Source organism: Mahella australiensis 50-1 BON (genome assembly GCF_000213255.1).
Lineage (GTDB): Bacteria > Bacillota > Clostridia > Mahellales > Mahellaceae > Mahella > Mahella australiensis.
In genome coordinates this window covers 353,616-368,854 of the sequence record NC_015520.1, presented here as the reverse complement: position 1 = coordinate 368,854, position 15,239 = coordinate 353,616, and the positions used below count along the sequence as shown (strand labels likewise).

13 protein-coding genes are annotated in these 15,239 nt (G+C 45.2%); 1 reads left to right on the top strand and 12 read right to left on the bottom strand.

Translation table 11 applies throughout. The features are described from left to right. Positions 1-51: 51 nt before the first annotated feature. Complete coding sequence (locus MAHAU_RS01640; protein WP_013779980.1) at positions 52-840, bottom strand: peptidase MA family metallohydrolase; 789 nt, start codon at positions 838-840, stop codon at positions 52-54. Between the two features lie 197 nt (positions 841-1,037). On the opposite strand from MAHAU_RS01640, the gene MAHAU_RS15665 reads away from it, so the two are divergent. Continuing rightward, on the top strand, positions 1,038-1,202 hold the full coding sequence (locus MAHAU_RS15665) for a hypothetical protein (protein ID WP_013779979.1): 165 nt from the start codon (positions 1,038-1,040) through the stop codon (positions 1,200-1,202). A gap of 85 nt (positions 1,203-1,287) precedes the next feature. Here MAHAU_RS15665 and pepV read toward each other — a convergent pair whose 3' ends face one another. From pepV to MAHAU_RS01585, 11 genes are all read right to left on the bottom strand, one after another. Then, entirely contained in the window at positions 1,288-2,691 is a 1,404-nt protein-coding gene (gene pepV / locus MAHAU_RS01635) for a dipeptidase PepV (protein WP_013779978.1), read from the bottom strand. Continuing rightward, on the bottom strand, positions 2,675-3,955 hold the full coding sequence (locus tag MAHAU_RS01630) for an amidohydrolase (RefSeq protein WP_013779977.1): 1,281 nt from the start codon (positions 3,953-3,955) through the stop codon (positions 2,675-2,677). The genes pepV and MAHAU_RS01630 overlap by 17 nt, the downstream gene beginning before the upstream one ends. After that, positions 3,952-5,196 carry an adenosylhomocysteinase gene (locus tag MAHAU_RS01625; RefSeq protein ID WP_013779976.1) on the bottom strand — a complete coding sequence of 415 codons (1,245 nt, stop codon included), beginning with the start codon at positions 5,194-5,196 and terminating at the stop codon, positions 3,952-3,954. The genes MAHAU_RS01630 and MAHAU_RS01625 overlap by 4 nt, the downstream gene beginning before the upstream one ends. 3 nt (positions 5,197-5,199) lie before the next feature. Beyond that, positions 5,200-5,904, bottom strand: a complete 705-nt coding sequence (locus MAHAU_RS01620; protein WP_013779975.1) for a metallophosphoesterase — start codon at positions 5,902-5,904, stop codon at positions 5,200-5,202. After that, entirely contained in the window at positions 5,904-6,560 is a 657-nt protein-coding gene (locus MAHAU_RS01615; RefSeq protein WP_013779974.1) for a cyclase family protein, read from the bottom strand. Before MAHAU_RS01615 ends, MAHAU_RS01620 begins: the two co-directional genes overlap by 1 nt. Before the next feature lie 71 nt (positions 6,561-6,631). After that, positions 6,632-7,681 (bottom strand): Gfo/Idh/MocA family protein, encoded by a 1,050-nt coding sequence (locus MAHAU_RS01610; RefSeq protein WP_013779973.1) that lies wholly within the window; start codon positions 7,679-7,681, stop codon positions 6,632-6,634. Positions 7,682-7,768: 87 nt separating this feature from the next. After that, the gene (locus tag MAHAU_RS01605; protein ID WP_013779972.1) at positions 7,769-8,773 is read right to left on the bottom strand and encodes a LacI family DNA-binding transcriptional regulator; all 1,005 of its coding nucleotides are present in this window, start codon (positions 8,771-8,773) and stop codon (positions 7,769-7,771) included. A gap of 85 nt (positions 8,774-8,858) precedes the next feature. Further along, positions 8,859-10,151 carry an LCP family protein gene (locus tag MAHAU_RS14810; RefSeq protein WP_013779971.1) on the bottom strand — a complete coding sequence of 431 codons (1,293 nt, stop codon included), beginning with the start codon at positions 10,149-10,151 and terminating at the stop codon, positions 8,859-8,861. A gap of 34 nt (positions 10,152-10,185) precedes the next feature. Continuing rightward, a complete protein-coding gene (locus MAHAU_RS01595; RefSeq protein ID WP_013779970.1) occupies positions 10,186-12,027 on the bottom strand; it encodes a polysaccharide biosynthesis protein in 1,842 nt (613 codons plus the stop codon). Between the two features lie 219 nt (positions 12,028-12,246). After that, positions 12,247-13,251 carry an isocitrate/isopropylmalate dehydrogenase family protein gene (locus tag MAHAU_RS01590; protein WP_013779969.1) on the bottom strand — a complete coding sequence of 335 codons (1,005 nt, stop codon included), beginning with the start codon at positions 13,249-13,251 and terminating at the stop codon, positions 12,247-12,249. Beyond that, positions 13,244-15,184: an aconitate hydratase gene (locus MAHAU_RS01585; RefSeq protein ID WP_013779968.1), complete on the bottom strand. Its 1,941-nt coding sequence runs from the start codon at positions 15,182-15,184 to the stop codon at positions 13,244-13,246. Before MAHAU_RS01585 ends, MAHAU_RS01590 begins: the two co-directional genes overlap by 8 nt. Between the last annotated feature and the right edge of the window lie 55 nt (positions 15,185-15,239).

Genomic DNA, 15,239 nt, shown 5'->3' with positions numbered 1-15,239 from the left:
TCTCAAAGTTTACCCCCGAAATTCGCATAATAAACAACCAGTGCAATTATATCATTTATATAACAATTTTGCACCTATTTCTTTACCGTGGCCCATAAAATCCAATATGCTCACTATATATTTATCGCCGTATCTATCGACCATATCCTTAACTATCAGGAATGATTGCCTATACGCCTGATATTCATCAAGTTTATCAAAATTTTTTGTAAGCTGTTCGATGCTGTATGGCTCTTTTACAGCTATACCAGCCGTCCAATCGTAACCCATTATACGGTACTCCATATACGTGGCTATACCCTCGGTCAACCATACAGGTACATTGCCGCGCGTCATCTCATCTACAACCATATGAGTAATCTCATGCACCACAGGACTGGAAGCCCTAAAATACCCTTCTATATCCGTTTTTGGAGCATCAGGCCATGCATACGGCGATAATATCGTTATCTTACCCATATAATAAGCTCCCTCCACCGTACGGTTTCTGGATATATGCAGCGCATCGCGCATGTCATCAGCATTATCGTATATTACTATTTCTACCGGTTTAGAAGGACGGTACGAGAAAAAATCGTATACCCGCCGGCTATCGCTTTTCAGCGAATCCAAAACCATATACGCAACATCGCGCTTATCTTTCGGATATTCTATTATAAAATTATTCCATCTTATAGAGCCGTAACCCTCATTCTCATCATAAACCATTGCGCCGCCCACCGCTTTAATAAGCGGATAAAAAGTCACTTTAACTTTGCCGGGGAAAAAGCAAAACGCGACCGCAAGCACTGCACACAGTATCATTGCGATTAATACTAAAATATTCTTTTTGTACCTCACATACATACCCCCTTTGGTAAATATGTATGCCCGATATATTTATTATATCATAGAAATTTACATAAAGATATAGGAAAATATATGTAACAAAATGTCACATAATATCATATTAAATAGTATATTTGACCTATTTCTAATCTATGAAGTTCATGGTATACTAATATTGTCGAAATAATGAAAATATTGGAGTGCGATTTATGAGCTTGCTTAGTGGGCTGCGCAAAGTGTTTCATAAAAAACGGCCGTTTGAGCCTATAGATAGGTACAGGTTAACTTCTGAGGAAAGAGAGAAGGTAACAGCATTTTTCAGCGTAACAGGTGCTGTGCTTACGATAATAGTTATAATACTGATCGCTCAATGAAATTGAGGACCCCTTTCAAACTTTAAGCCCGGCTAAGTTCTCCCCAGCCGGGCCTTTTTTGTAATCTTCTAATGTACCAAGATCATCATCTGCCGGCGCACATCTCGCATATGGCATGCGCATACACCAAAGCATTTTTCACCAGGTCATCGAGCATTATATGTTCATCGGCCTGATGCGCCATATCCGGACCGCCCGGAAACACCGCGCCGAATGCCACACCTTTAGCCATAGCCCGAGCATACGTGGCGCCGCCCATGGACAGGGTGTACCCCTTCTGGCCCGTAACGTCGCTGTAGGCCTTAAGCAGCTTTTGCACCAAAGGTAAATCTTCGGGTACGTAATGGGGTTCCTTATGGTTCAATATTTTAACCCCTATACCCTCTGGTTCAGCTTTAGCCCTTATAGCCGATAATATATCGTTGAGCCTGACTGTTATGGGATAGCGTATATCTATGTCAGCTCGGCCGCTATTTTGCGAACCGTTTATCAGACCAAGATTCAGAGTCAAAGGCCCGGATAATTCATCGGATATCTTTATACCCAAGCCATTCCCACTATAATCCATCCCTATAGCATCGCCGATGAAAGCGATAAAAGGGTTGGCTATGCCCGCTTGTTTCAAAAACAGGAGCATGGCGGCTATGGCGTTTTTGCCCTCTTCCGGATGACTGCCGTGTGCCATTCTCCCATGGGATTCTATAATGCACCCGCCGCCCCGCTGGTCAATGCTTAACGACATGGAAAACTCATCCTTATATGGGAATTTGCTCAAGCTCTCTCTTATAAACCCCTGTTTATCAGCCGATGCCTTGATTATACATCGGCAACTGCCCGGTACCATATTGACCCGACTTCCACCGGTTATACTTTCCAACGTTATTTCATCCGATGCCAGGCTGGCAAATTCGGCGCTCAGTGCCAATGACAGCAGGCCCTTCTCTCGGTTCACCACAGGATACATAGCATCGGGAGCAAAGCCTTCTTCAGGCATGTGTTCATGGCGGGCATAATATTCTACACATTTCCAATCATTTTCTTCATTGCAGCCCAACACCAAACGCACCGGCCGTACGAGCTTTACGCCTGCCTCTTTAATGGCGCGCATTGCGAAAAGCGCAGCCACAGCCGGCCCTTTATCGTCAGATGTACCCCGGCCATATATAGCGCCATCCTCCATGGTAGCTTCAAATGGTGGCTTAGTCCAACCATCGCCTTCGGGCACTACATCCAGATGTACCAGTATGCCGAATGGATGATCGCCATCACCGTACTGCAGGTGCCCTGCGTATCCGTCTACATCTTTTGCTTCAAAGCCCAAACGCCGCCCTGCATTCAGCATATACTGCAAGGCCTCATATACGCCGTTCCCAAACGGCCTGCCAGCCCTCGGCTCATCGTATACGCTTTTTATGCGCACAAGTTCGCTTAGTAAGGTTATCATTTCATCTTTATACGATTGTACTAGTTCATCAATATTCAAAATCACTCACCAGCCTCTCTACATCATGATAAAGCCTTTCTTCATCAATGGTTTTAACTTCTTTATGTTCCATTACTACCCGACCGTCTATTATGACGGTATCCACATCGGTATCCTTGGCCGAATACACTATGTGCGACACAGGGTCGTATAACGGGTGAGCATGCGGTCCGTCGACATCGAGCAATATGACATCGGCCTTCATGCCAGGCTTTAATACGCCCGCCTTATCTATTCCCAATGCCGCAGCGCCATCTGCAGTAGCTGACTTTAAAACCTGCCACACTGGCATGGCAACAGGATCTTTCAGCCTCCCCTTTTCTATAAACGCCGCGGCATGCATTTCCTTAAATATGCTAAGATTATTATTGCTGGCAGCGCTGTCGGTGCCCAGTCCAACCCTTATTCCCTGATTTATATACTGGTCAACCGGGCAAAAGCCGCTACCCAGTTTCATATTGCTCACCGGGTTATAGGCAACGTTCATATTATCAGCTTTCAACAAGGCTATATCATCGCCCACCGGATAAACGCAATGTGCCGCTATCATAGGAAACATCGTAAGGCCCGCCCTATGGGCGAGCTCTATAGGCGAGCAACCGTAAGCCGCTATACAGTCGTCCACCTCCTGCTGCGTCTCGGATAAGTGCATATGCACTCCGGTGTGAAGTTCGGCAGCCAGGTCAGCCACTTTTTCAAGATATTCAGGATTACATGTGTATACCGCATGCGGCCCCACCATTATACTTATGCGGCCGGCGCCGGCATCATTCCAATCCATATAAAGTCTGCGGTTCTCCTCAAGGCGGGTATCGCCTTTATCGCCATCCTGTAGCCCACGGGCCAATACGGCACGCACGCCGCTATCCAGCACTGCCTGAGCCGTTTTATCCATAAAGAAGTACATATCGGCGAAGGCTGTAACACCAGCCTTTATCATCTCCAGTATACCCAGCATCGAAGCATTGTACACCATCTCGGGCGTAAGCTTGTCCTCGAGCGGCCATATCTTATCATTTAGCCACCGCATAAGCGGCATGTCATCGGCATAACCGCGAAACAGCGTCATGCCTACATGAGTATGGCAATTGATCAACCCCGGCATAGCTATGCGGCCATGTCCATCTATAACCTGACAGTCATCAGGCATCTCATTCGACTCACCTATACGCTCTATCCTATCGCCTCTTATCTCTATAAAAGCATCCTTTATCACAGGATGCTGCTCATCCATGGTAACCGCCGATACGTTCTTTATAAGCATATTCATTCGCTGCTCTCCAAATAAGCGCGCTGTTCATCGCTCAGGCTATCTATGGTTATGCCGAGCGACGCCAATTTCTTTTTGGCAACCAGTTGATCTATCTCAGCAGGCACATCGTATACGCGCTTATCCATCTGCCCTTTATGCCCTACCAAATATTGGGCCGACAGCGCTTGAAGCGCAAAGCTCATATCCATGATCTCGGCTGGGTGGCCGTCACCGGAGGCCAGATTGACCAGACGGCCCTGCGCCAAGAGATTGATCCAACGACCGTCAGCCGTTCTGTAACCCGTTATATTATGTCGAAGCTCCTTCTCCTCCACCGCTACCGCTTTGAGATCGGGTATATTTATCTCGACATCGAAATGCCCGGCATTGGCCAGCAACACGCCGCTCTTCATGAGTTGGAAGTGCTCGCCGCGTATGACATCCTTGCACCCAGTCACCGTAATAAATATATCACCTATCGATGCAGCCTCATCCATGGTCATCACGCGGAAGCCGTCCATAACAGCCTCTATGGCCTTTATAGGATCTACCTCGCATACTATTACATTTGCGCCCAAGCCTTTGGCCTTATTGGCCACGCCTTTACCGCACCAGCCGTAACCAGCCACTACTACGTTCTTGCCAGCCACTATAAGGTTGGTGGTGCGCATTATGCCGTCCCATACCGACTGGCCTGTACCATACCTGTTATCGAAGAGGTATTTGCAGTAGGCATTGTTTACTGCTATCATCGGGAAGGCCAGCGTACCCTCTTTTTCTCTCGCTTTAAGACGCAGCACACCGGTAGTGGTTTCCTCGCAACCTCCTATCACGCGTTTTTGCAAGCTGCTGCGTTCTGAGTGTAGCAGATGCACCAGATCACCGCCATCATCTATGATTATGTCGGGCTCTATATCCAGTATATGGTTTAAATCCTCCATATACTGTTGCTGAGTTGCACCGTGATGAGCCGCTACAAACAAGCCGTCCTCGACAAGTGCTGCTGCCACATCGTCCTGCGTAGACAACGGATTGCTGCCGCTTATGCCCATATTGGCGCCTCCAGCGGCCAATACCTTGCACAGGTAGGCCGTCTTTGCTTCCAAGTGTATGGACAGTGCTATATTTATGCCTTCAAATGGTTTTGTATCGGTAAATTCCTGTTCTATATCGCGCAGCAGCGGCATATACATCTTTACCCAGTTGATTTTATCGTGACCTCTAGGTGCCAGCGATATATCGGTTATATAATTCTCCATGTTTTAATCCTCCAGTTTCAACGGTATAAATTGCAGGTATTCAGATGCCGTAAGGTACATATCTATGCCCTCATGCCTACCGTTTATGGCTATACGCTTACCAGAATCGTGGAGATGTCCATAAACGCAACGCTTCACACCATACTCATTCATGATGTCTATAAATCCGGAATAAGGGTTTATTATGGTGGCCGGCGGATAATGCATGGCCACCAATATCTCGCTGCCTTTCAACTTAGCTCCTTGCTCAAGCGAAAGCCGGAGACGCATGAGTTCGCGCCGATACACCCTTTCATCCTCCGCGGTAAATCCGGGATCCCCAGGCAGCGCCCAACCCCGGCTACCGCATATGACAATGTCTTTGTACATATAAGCATTATTGTGCAAAAAAACCATATTACGGAACCCATGTGTTTCAACATATTTCTTTAGTTTAGACATGGAATTCCACCAATAATCATGATTTCCCTTCACAAAAACCTTTTGCCCAGGCAATTGATTTAAAAATTCGAAGTCTTTATCCAATTCTTCTATATGGATAGCCCATGATATATCGCCTGCTATTATAATACAGTCGTTGTCCGTTATAGTCGCCATCCAGTTATCCGCTATACGGTCTATATAATTTTCCCATTGCTTACCGAATATATCCATAGGCTTATTGACGCTCAGCGCCAAATGTATATCTGCCATCGCATATAATGCCACTAAATATTACGCTCCTGTCCTTCGGTATCGCACAACAGCACAGCTCTAACCGGGCTGCCGTTGCCTTTAACTATTTTCAACGGAAGACATATCAAATAATACACTCCGCTTTCCACTGCTCTTAAATCCAGGCCTTCTATTATGCCCACTTCATGGTTGAGCAATATGTGATGCACCGGCGCCCCTTCATGATGAAAGCCCTCTACTGATAGGTAATCTATCCCCACCGCTTTGATACCCTTACGTATCAGCCACCACGCCGCGTCTTCGGATAAATACACAAAATCCGGTTCAAAAGCCGGCATATCCCATAGTCGTCCATTCATCGTTTTAAAAAGGACTATATCGTTTGAACCTATGCACAGACCGTCCAATACATCGGCGCTTATGACCTTATGCATGCCTATGTCAAAAACCTTGGCCCGTCCTATAAAGCGGTTCAAATCCACTTCGGCAGTATCCTTTCCCCCCGCTATAAAGTGCAGCGGTACATCGACATGAGTGCCGGTATGCATGCTCATATATATAGCCGATACATTGTTATTGTCACCGCGAGCCAAAGATGAAAGCTCATCGATGGCCACATCAGGGTCCCCGGGCCATACTACCATACCTTCGGCTATAGGCCGCGTTATGTCTATTATTTGATATGCCATAATTTCACCCCCATAAAGGCAAACCTCCCTTTTTGGCAAAGGGAGGCTCATAGATATAACTATATAACAGTTTACAGAAGTATTTCCTTGCCCGTTTGAGCCGAAGCATAAATGCCGTTCAACATTCTTTGCACCGCCAGGCCGTCCTCAGCCGGAGATATCGGCTCCGCTCCCGATTTTACGCAATCGAGGAAATGCCTTATTTCATTATCAAAATTATTTTCTTTACTAAATGTCGGGTATTTATCGACTAAATAATCGTCTTCCTCCCCGTATATAGTCAACGGATCTAGGTTAGCGCCGGCTTTAGTACCGAATATCTGACTATATATGCCGGTATCCTTGCCGTTTATTGCCCAACTTACCTCGAATGACAGGCTGGCACCATTATCGAATTTTATAAAGCCGGCCGCCGCATCCTCTGTATTATAGACCGGATTATCATGATCCAGTGCCACCCAGCGGCCTACCCCCTTAGTCTTATAATCGCCGAACTTGGCATATGTCGAGGCGACTACGCTAACTGGTCTGGGTTTGCCCATAAAGTACCATGTAAGATCTATCACATGAACGCCTATATCTATAAGCGGCCCACCGCCGGACTTCTCCACATCAGTAAACCAACCCAGCGGCGTACCTCTGCGGCGCAGCCATCCGGCCCTTGCAAAATAGATATCGCCTAAGCGGCCATTATCTATGTACTCTTTCAGCAGCTTGCTGTCAGCACGATAACGGTTGGTAAAACCCATCATAAATATGACGTTGTTCTCCCTTGCTGCTTTAATCATCGCCTCGGCCTGCTCTACATTCATAGCCATGGGTTTCTCGCATAATATATCCTTACCGGCATTAGCTGCCGCTATGGCTGCCGCAGCATGGGCGTTATTCCATGTACACACTGAAACAGCGTCGATTTCTTTCAGCTTTAGCATATCATTGAAATCGGCGTAATAATGCTTAAAGCCAAATCTCTCCGCAGCCTCTTTGGCACGGGCTTCATTTATATCGCATATCGCCACCAATTCAACATCTTCCTGTTTCAGGTAAGACGGTATGTGACAATTCTGCGCTATATTGCCTGCGCCTATTATGCCTATACCCACCTTTTTGTCCTGGCTCATACTAACTGTAATCCCCCTTGCTTTTTTAAATTTATCTCTTATATAATACCACTATCCATATTGATTTTCCAATAGTTTTTGCCTATATCAGTTTATTTTTTTAACCGACTCCCTTTTTATCAATTGAGTTTTCAAGCGCAATATAGTAGGAAACGGGCCGCTATTGTCCCCCATCATTCTCTTATATATCAACTCCGCTGCAGCTTGACCCATTTTATCCATAGGCTGAACTACAACTGTAAGGGGTGGCTTTATAACTCTTGTCAATTCCATATCATCAAAACCTATAAACGATAGTTCTTCTGGTATATTTATGTGACGCTCATTGGCAGCCATTATCGCTCCTATCGACATATAGTAGTTGGCTGCAAATATCGCTGTAGGTGGTGAAGGTAGATCCAGCAATTCATTCATCAATTTATATCCGCTTTCTATATGCAAATCACCGTATCTAATGATTTTGGGATCAATACTCAACTGATAATCGGTATAAGCCCTTTCATACCCTATTAAACGTTCTTTACCAACAAATATATGCTGGGGACCACTTATAAGCCCTATGCGCCGGTGACCATTCACTATCAGGTGTTCAACAGCATCGTAGGCACCGTTTATATTATCCACCAATATAGCATCCGCCTGTATATCTTCGATAAGCCTGTCCACTAACACTATTGGTGTGCCGTCGTCTTGAAGCCGTTTAAGGTATAGTTGTTGATCTCCTACCGGTATTATGATTATGCCATCTACAAACTTATCTTTAAGGAAGGCTATTTTCTCCCTTTCGCCCTCAATGCTTTCATCGCTGTCACACACCATGATGCTATAACCATATGGATGCAGGGCTTTCTCTATACCTTTGGCTATAGTAGTAAAAAATACATTGGATAGATCGGGTACAATTACGCCTACTGTCATCGTTTTGTTTGTTTTTAATGCACGTGCCAACGTATTTGTCGAATAATTCAATCGTTTGACGGCTTCTTCCACTCGCCTGCGGTTTTCTTCCTTTACATTTTCTCCGTTAAGCACCCTCGATACGGTAGCCGTCGATACGCCGGCTAACTTTGCTACGTCCTTTATTGTAGGCATTTTCTATCTCCTCAAGCTTATTAACAGTAAAGCATTACAGCAGCTATTATACTACCGCGGTACAGCATTTGCAAGAGTGAGGATTTCAATTGGACTCAGATTGAGCATCATCCGACTGTGGTTGCTCATCAGGCAATTCTTCAACCCCATTGTTATTGGGCTGTGGTTGCTCAACAGGTGGTTCTTCAACTTCATTGTCATTCGACTGTGGCTGCTCGACAGGTGGTTCTTTAGCAGGACCTTCATCGGACGGCTGCTGCATACCAGGCGATTCGTCTTGACCCGATGATGGTTTCGATGGCTTTGACGGCTTATCAGAGTCATCGGATGCATTACTACTTTCATTCGAATCATTATTTTCTTTAATAGTACTTTGGTACTGGTTCTTTATAACATATATGTCATAGCGCATATTGGGTTCAACATCTATACCGAAAACTTGTTTTAACATGGCCACTCTTTTGTTCTCATCTATGCCCCAGTAACTTATTCCGTTCATATCCAAATAATCGCCCGGCATCAAATGGGTATTGACGTTATTTAAATCCAAATCGGATGCAAACATGGCCAATGCTGCTACTTGAGTAATATTCAAATTAGTATACATTTTGTCTTTAAAACTGTTGTATATATCAGGTAAGTTAGCCAATTGTTTGAGCGATTTCATTTGATCGAACAATGCCATGAGTATCTTTTGCTGGCGCTTAACGCGATCTATATCGCCGCCCGGCGTGGAATGACGATCTCTCACATAGTATAAAAAAGCCTTTCCATTCAACTTTTGATATCCGGCTTTTAACAGCAAACGACCATTGCCGTCCCTCACATCTTTTTCCACATCGTAATAGACCCCTCCTATAGCATCTACCAGAGATATAACCACATCCATGTCCATAGCAACGTAATAATTTACAGGCACATTACCCAACACGGAGCTTATAGTATTGAGCGTAGTATTGAACCCGTCACCATCGAAGCCCCCGCCATGCAGAAAGGCTGAGTTTATTTTATCCATATACGTCTTACCCGCTATCTTGACATAGCTATCCCTGGGAATAGATATCACATCGATCTTCTTGGCATCGAAATCTATAGCAAATACCATTATAGTATCGGTGCGGAACGAATCACCATATTCTTCTATTCGTCCAGCGTTTTTGTCCAATCCGAGCAATGCAATATTGATCTTCCCGGTTGGCATTTGCACTGTGCCGTCGTTCTGCTCATTTCGGGCTTTTACTATACCGGACGATTGATTAGATGGCTGTTCAAACACATTCTGGGGATTATTTTTTATCTCATAATAGAATCCTGCTGCCATGCCTCCTATCAACAAGATTACTATAGTTATCGTCGATATTATAATCTTCTTTTTCAAAATGCTAAACCTTCCCCCGTTTATTCTTATTAAACTAATTATTAGCCGCTCTTCTATAAGTAGGAACAAGCTTACCGAGGAAATCCACTATTTCATCACCATTGCCCAACAATATAAACCTTAGTTTTTCCAGTTCTTCCTTCAGCAGTCTTATATCATAATCAGCCGGCTGAGCTATATAGATTTTTTTATGCTTTGTAGCCTGTAAACCCTCTTCTGCCATAAGCAATTCTTCATATAACTTTTCCCCCGGCCTTAATCCGGTGAATTCGATTTTTATATCCTTGTCAGGCTCCAGCCCCGATAACTTTATAAGATCACGAGCCAAATCCAGTATCTTTACCGGTTGACCCATATCCAGTACAAATATCTCTCCGCCATGAGCCATGGCGCCTGCCTGTATAACGAGCTGCGCGGCCTCCGGTATGGTCATGAAATAGCGCGTTATATCGGGGTGCGTAACCGTAACGGGCCCACCTTCGGCTATCTGTCTTTTAAATAACGGTATAACGCTGCCATTGCTACCCAATACATTTCCGAACCGCACCGCGGCAAATATTGTATTGCTGTGCTTGGCCATGGCCTGTATCAGCATTTCAGCTACGCGCTTTGTAGCACCCATAACGTTGGTAGGGTTGACAGCTTTATCGGTGGATATAAGCACAAATCGCTTAGCACCGTGTTTATCGGCCATCTCAGCTACATTCAATGTGCCGAATACATTATTTTTGATAGCTTCCGTAGGGTTTTCTTCCATAAGCGGTACATGCTTGTGAGCAGCTGCATGAAATACCACATCCGGTTTATATTGTTCAAATATGCTATCCAATCTGGCCCTGTCCCTTATAGAGCCTATCAAAACTTTTAAATCCAACGATGGATAATGTATTTTAAGCTCATTCTGAACATCATAAGCCCCATTTTCATATATGTCAAAGATCAGCAGTTGTTTCGGATTAAACCTAGCTATCTGCCGGCATAGCTCCGAACCTATAGAACCCCCGCCTCCGGTTATCAACACTACAGCATTGGTAAGATAACCCGCTATAGACTGCGTATCAAGCTCGACAGGCGCTCTGCCCAGCAAATCCTCTACTTTCACATCGCGTATTTGATTTATAGTAACATCACCGTTTATAACCTCATAAACGCCTGGCATTATTTTTAAACGGCATCTTGTCTTCTTACATTCATCCAATATGGATCTCAATTCGTCTCTACTAGCTGATGGTATAGCTATTATAATCTGATCTATATGAAGCTCTCTTGCTATTTCCGCAATATCCTCGCGTCTCCCTAATACGGGAACGCCATGTAGCCTGCCATGCTGTTTATTATCATCATCATCTATTATGGCTACCGGCACCATTCCTAACTCGCGATGCTTTTTTAGCTCTTTTATAACCATGGCACCAGCCTCGCCGGCACCCACTATGAGCACCTTGTTTTGCTGTTTGGGCTCTCTCGATAATATGGGCCTATAAAATGCAACACCTCTAAATATCAAACGGCTTGAGCCTACCAGTAACAATGTAAATAACCAGCTCAAAAGATAAATGCTGCGCGGAAAACGTATCGTTATGAGATATAAACCAGCCATATTTATCGCCGTACCCAGTCCCGTAGCTAAAGTTATGGATACCATATCGTCCACACTGGCATATCTCCACAGACTATCATACAATCCGAAAACGTAAAATACAGCCAGCATTATGATAGTATACACCGGCATTACGCGCATATATGTGTTTATATACACGTCGCTTACTTGCAGCCATCCGAAACGTGCCCAAAAAGCCGCTATTATACCCAGATTAATAAATAAAACATCCAGCACAAGCCAGAACGCTTTTTTCCAATTTATATTTATATTCATGTTTTCACCTCTATCATTCAACATTACAACCATATGCTTAATTATAAATCAAAATTATTACTAAATCATTGCCAAAATATTAAAAGTATATTATGAGTTGTATATATTATATATTAGAATATGCTTGTCTGCAACAAAAAAGGCCACAGAAAATACTTATTCTGTAGCCCTTTGTGACTATTCAAGTACCATTGCACGTAGGCAAAGAAAATTCATACTTTACTTCATGTGTCTTATAACTGCTTGTGCATATTCTTTTGTCCCCGTGTTGCCGCCCAAATCATAGGTCACCTCTTTGCCCTCGGCTATAACCTCAGCCACCCCCTTAACCACTCTATCAGCAGCCTCATCCTCACCTAAATGCCTGAGCATCAAAGCAGCCGACAATATGGTAGCTGTTGGATTAGCCATATTGAGTCCGGCACGTTTCGGAGCGCTTCCATGTATAGGCTCGAATACTGCGGCATCATCACCTATATTGGCGCCCGGTGCTATACCAAGCCCCCCTACCAGGCCGGCACACAGATCGGACAATATATCGCCGTATAAATTTGGCATAACCAATACATCATAGTTTTCCGGTGATTGAACGAGTTTCATGCTCATGGCATCCACTATCATATTATCGAACTCTATCTGCGGATAGTCCTGCGCTACCTTCTGCGCACATTCCAGGAATAACCCATCGGTCAATTTCATGATATTGGCTTTATGCACAGCTGTAACCTTTTTACGACCTTCTCTTACAGCATATTCAAAAGCAAAGCGAACTATACGCTCCGATGCCTCACGCGTTATGATCTTTATGCTCTCGGCAGCATGCTTGCCCACCATATGCTCGATACCGGCATAAAGGTCCTCTGTATTCTCCCTTACTATAACGAGATCTATCGGCACATCTTCGTAATGAGTTTTAACGCCCTTGAATGAAATACACGGACGCAAATTAGCATATAAATCCAATTCTTTCCTCAAAGCAACATTCACGCTTCTGAAACCTGTACCGACCGGTGTGGTTATGGGGCCTTTCAGCGCTACCTTGTTATGCCGTATCGAGTCCAGCACATAATCGGGCAGCGGTGTCCCGTAATCTTTCATAACAGCCTCACCGGCCTCCACTACATCCCATTTTATTGATACGCCCGTGGCATCCACAACATCTCTTGCCGCATAAGCCACCTCCGGTCCTATGCCGTCTCCCGGTATTAATGTCACATTATACATCGCTCGCTTCTCCTCCTTTTTTGGTATAATTAAGCAATCCACCTGCCAACAATATCTCTTTAAATCGCGGCGATACGGCTAAGGCGACACGATATCGCAGGCCTTTACTACGGTTATCCACGATCAGTATATCGCCTGATCTCACTTGCGCCGGCGCGTTCTCTATAACCAGTTCATCGCCTTGCTCTATGGTATCATAATCGGCTTGCTCCACGAATACAAGCGGCAATATACCAGAGTTTATGAGATTGGATGCATGTATGCGGGCAAAAGATTTCGCTATAACAGCCTTTATTCCGAGATATAGCGGCACTAAAGCCGCATGTTCGCGGCTGGAGCCTTGTCCGTAGTTTACGCCGGCCACAAGTATGCCGCCCCCATTCGCCTTAGCCCTAGCAGGAAACTCTGGATCCACCGGCGTCAGGCAATAATCGGAAAGGTACGGTATATTCGATCTATATGGCAATAATTTAGCATTGGATGGCATTATATGATCAGTAGTGATATTATCGCCCATTTTCAGCAACACCTTACCTTCTATAATATCCGGCATAGGCTTGTTTATTGGGAACGGCTTTATATTAGGCCCTCTTATCACTTGCGCATCGTCAGGATTCTCTGCCGGCGGTTGTACCATATTGTCGTTTATAAAAAACCGATCTGGCAGATCAACTGTCACCGGTTGCCCAAGAGAACGCGGATCTGTCAATACGCCGTTTATAGCCGTTGCCGCCGCCACCTCAGGACTGGCCAAGTATACTTTAGCGCTGGGCGTACCGCTGCGGCCGTAAAAATTGCGGTTAAACGTGCGTATCGACACAGCATCTGTAGCGGGAGACTGACCCATGCCTATGCACGGCCCACATGCTGATTCCAATATGCGTGCGCCGGCTGCCACCATATCCGCTAAAGCACCGTTTTGTGCGAGCATGGTATATACCTGTCTTGAACCCGGAGATATGACCAGGCTAACATCAGGATGCACTGTTTTACCTTTGAGTATAGCTGCCACTTTCATCATGTCGGCATACGATGAATTGGTACAACTGCCTATGGCTACCTGATCAACCGGCATGCCCTCTATGTCCTTGACTTTTACCACGTTGTCCGGACTATGAGGCCGGGCTATCATGGGCTCTAATTTATCTAAATCTATAATAATTTCTTCGTCGTATATGGCATCGCTATCGGCTGCCAAAGCTACCCAATCGTCCTGCCTGCCCTGTGCCTTTAAGAATTCTAATGTACGTTCATCGCTGGGGAAAATAGAGGTGGTAGCTCCCAGCTCAGCACCCATATTAGCTATAGTAGCGCGCTCTGGTACTGACAGAGAGGATACGCCTTCCCCCCCATACTCCATGACTTTGCCTACTCCACCCTTAACGGTAAACTGCCTTAACAGCTCCAATATGATATCTTTAGCCGATACCCACGGCTGTAATTGGCCTTTTAATACTACATGGCATACCTTAGGCATGGTCAAATAATAAGGGCCTCCGGCCATGGCCACGGCTACATCCAAACCGCCTGCACCTATAGCCAGCATACCTATGCCGCCGCCGGTCGGCGTATGGCTGTCCGAACCCAAAAGCGTCCATCCGGGCTTGCCGAAACGCTCGAGATGAACCTGATGGCATATGCCGTTGCCCGGTCGCGAGAAGTAAACACCGTGTTTGGCCGCCACCGTTTGAATATAACGATGGTCGTCAGCATTTTCAAAGCCCGTCTGTAACATATTATGATCTACATATGCTATAGAAAATTTGGTTTTAACCCTAGGAACACCCATGGCTTCAAACTGGAGATATGCCATGGTACCTGTGGAATCCTGCGTAAGCGTCTGATCTATGCGTATGGCTATCTCCTGTCCTGCTGCCATATCGCCTTTGACTAAATGTGAGGCCACTATCTTCTGTACCAGATTTTTGCCCATTCATTCTCCTCCCAAAAATCTTTTGTTTTATCAATTATATCAAAAAAAACCGGGG

Bases quoted from the DNA above. Each gene is read 5' to 3' on its own strand.
- MAHAU_RS15665 (WP_013779979.1), top strand. From the start codon at position 1,038: ATGAGCTTGCTTAGTGGGCTGCGCAAAGTGTTTCATAAAAAACGGCCG.
- MAHAU_RS01610 (WP_013779973.1), bottom strand. From the start codon at position 7,681: ATGAGCCAGGACAAAAAGGTGGGTATAGGCATAATAGGCGCAGGCAAT.
- MAHAU_RS01615 (WP_013779974.1), bottom strand. From the start codon at position 6,560: ATGGCATATCAAATAATAGACATAACGCGGCCTATAGCCGAAGGTATG.
- MAHAU_RS01630 (WP_013779977.1), bottom strand. From the start codon at position 3,955: ATGAATATGCTTATAAAGAACGTATCGGCGGTTACCATGGATGAGCAG.
- MAHAU_RS01585 (WP_013779968.1), bottom strand. From the start codon at position 15,184: ATGGGCAAAAATCTGGTACAGAAGATAGTGGCCTCACATTTAGTCAAA.
- MAHAU_RS01595 (WP_013779970.1), bottom strand. From the start codon at position 12,027: ATGAATATAAATATAAATTGGAAAAAAGCGTTCTGGCTTGTGCTGGAT.
- MAHAU_RS01605 (WP_013779972.1), bottom strand. From the start codon at position 8,773: ATGCCTACAATAAAGGACGTAGCAAAGTTAGCCGGCGTATCGACGGCT.
- MAHAU_RS01590 (WP_013779969.1), bottom strand. From the start codon at position 13,251: ATGTATAATGTGACATTAATACCGGGAGACGGCATAGGACCGGAGGTG.
- MAHAU_RS01625 (WP_013779976.1), bottom strand. From the start codon at position 5,196: ATGGAGAATTATATAACCGATATATCGCTGGCACCTAGAGGTCACGAT.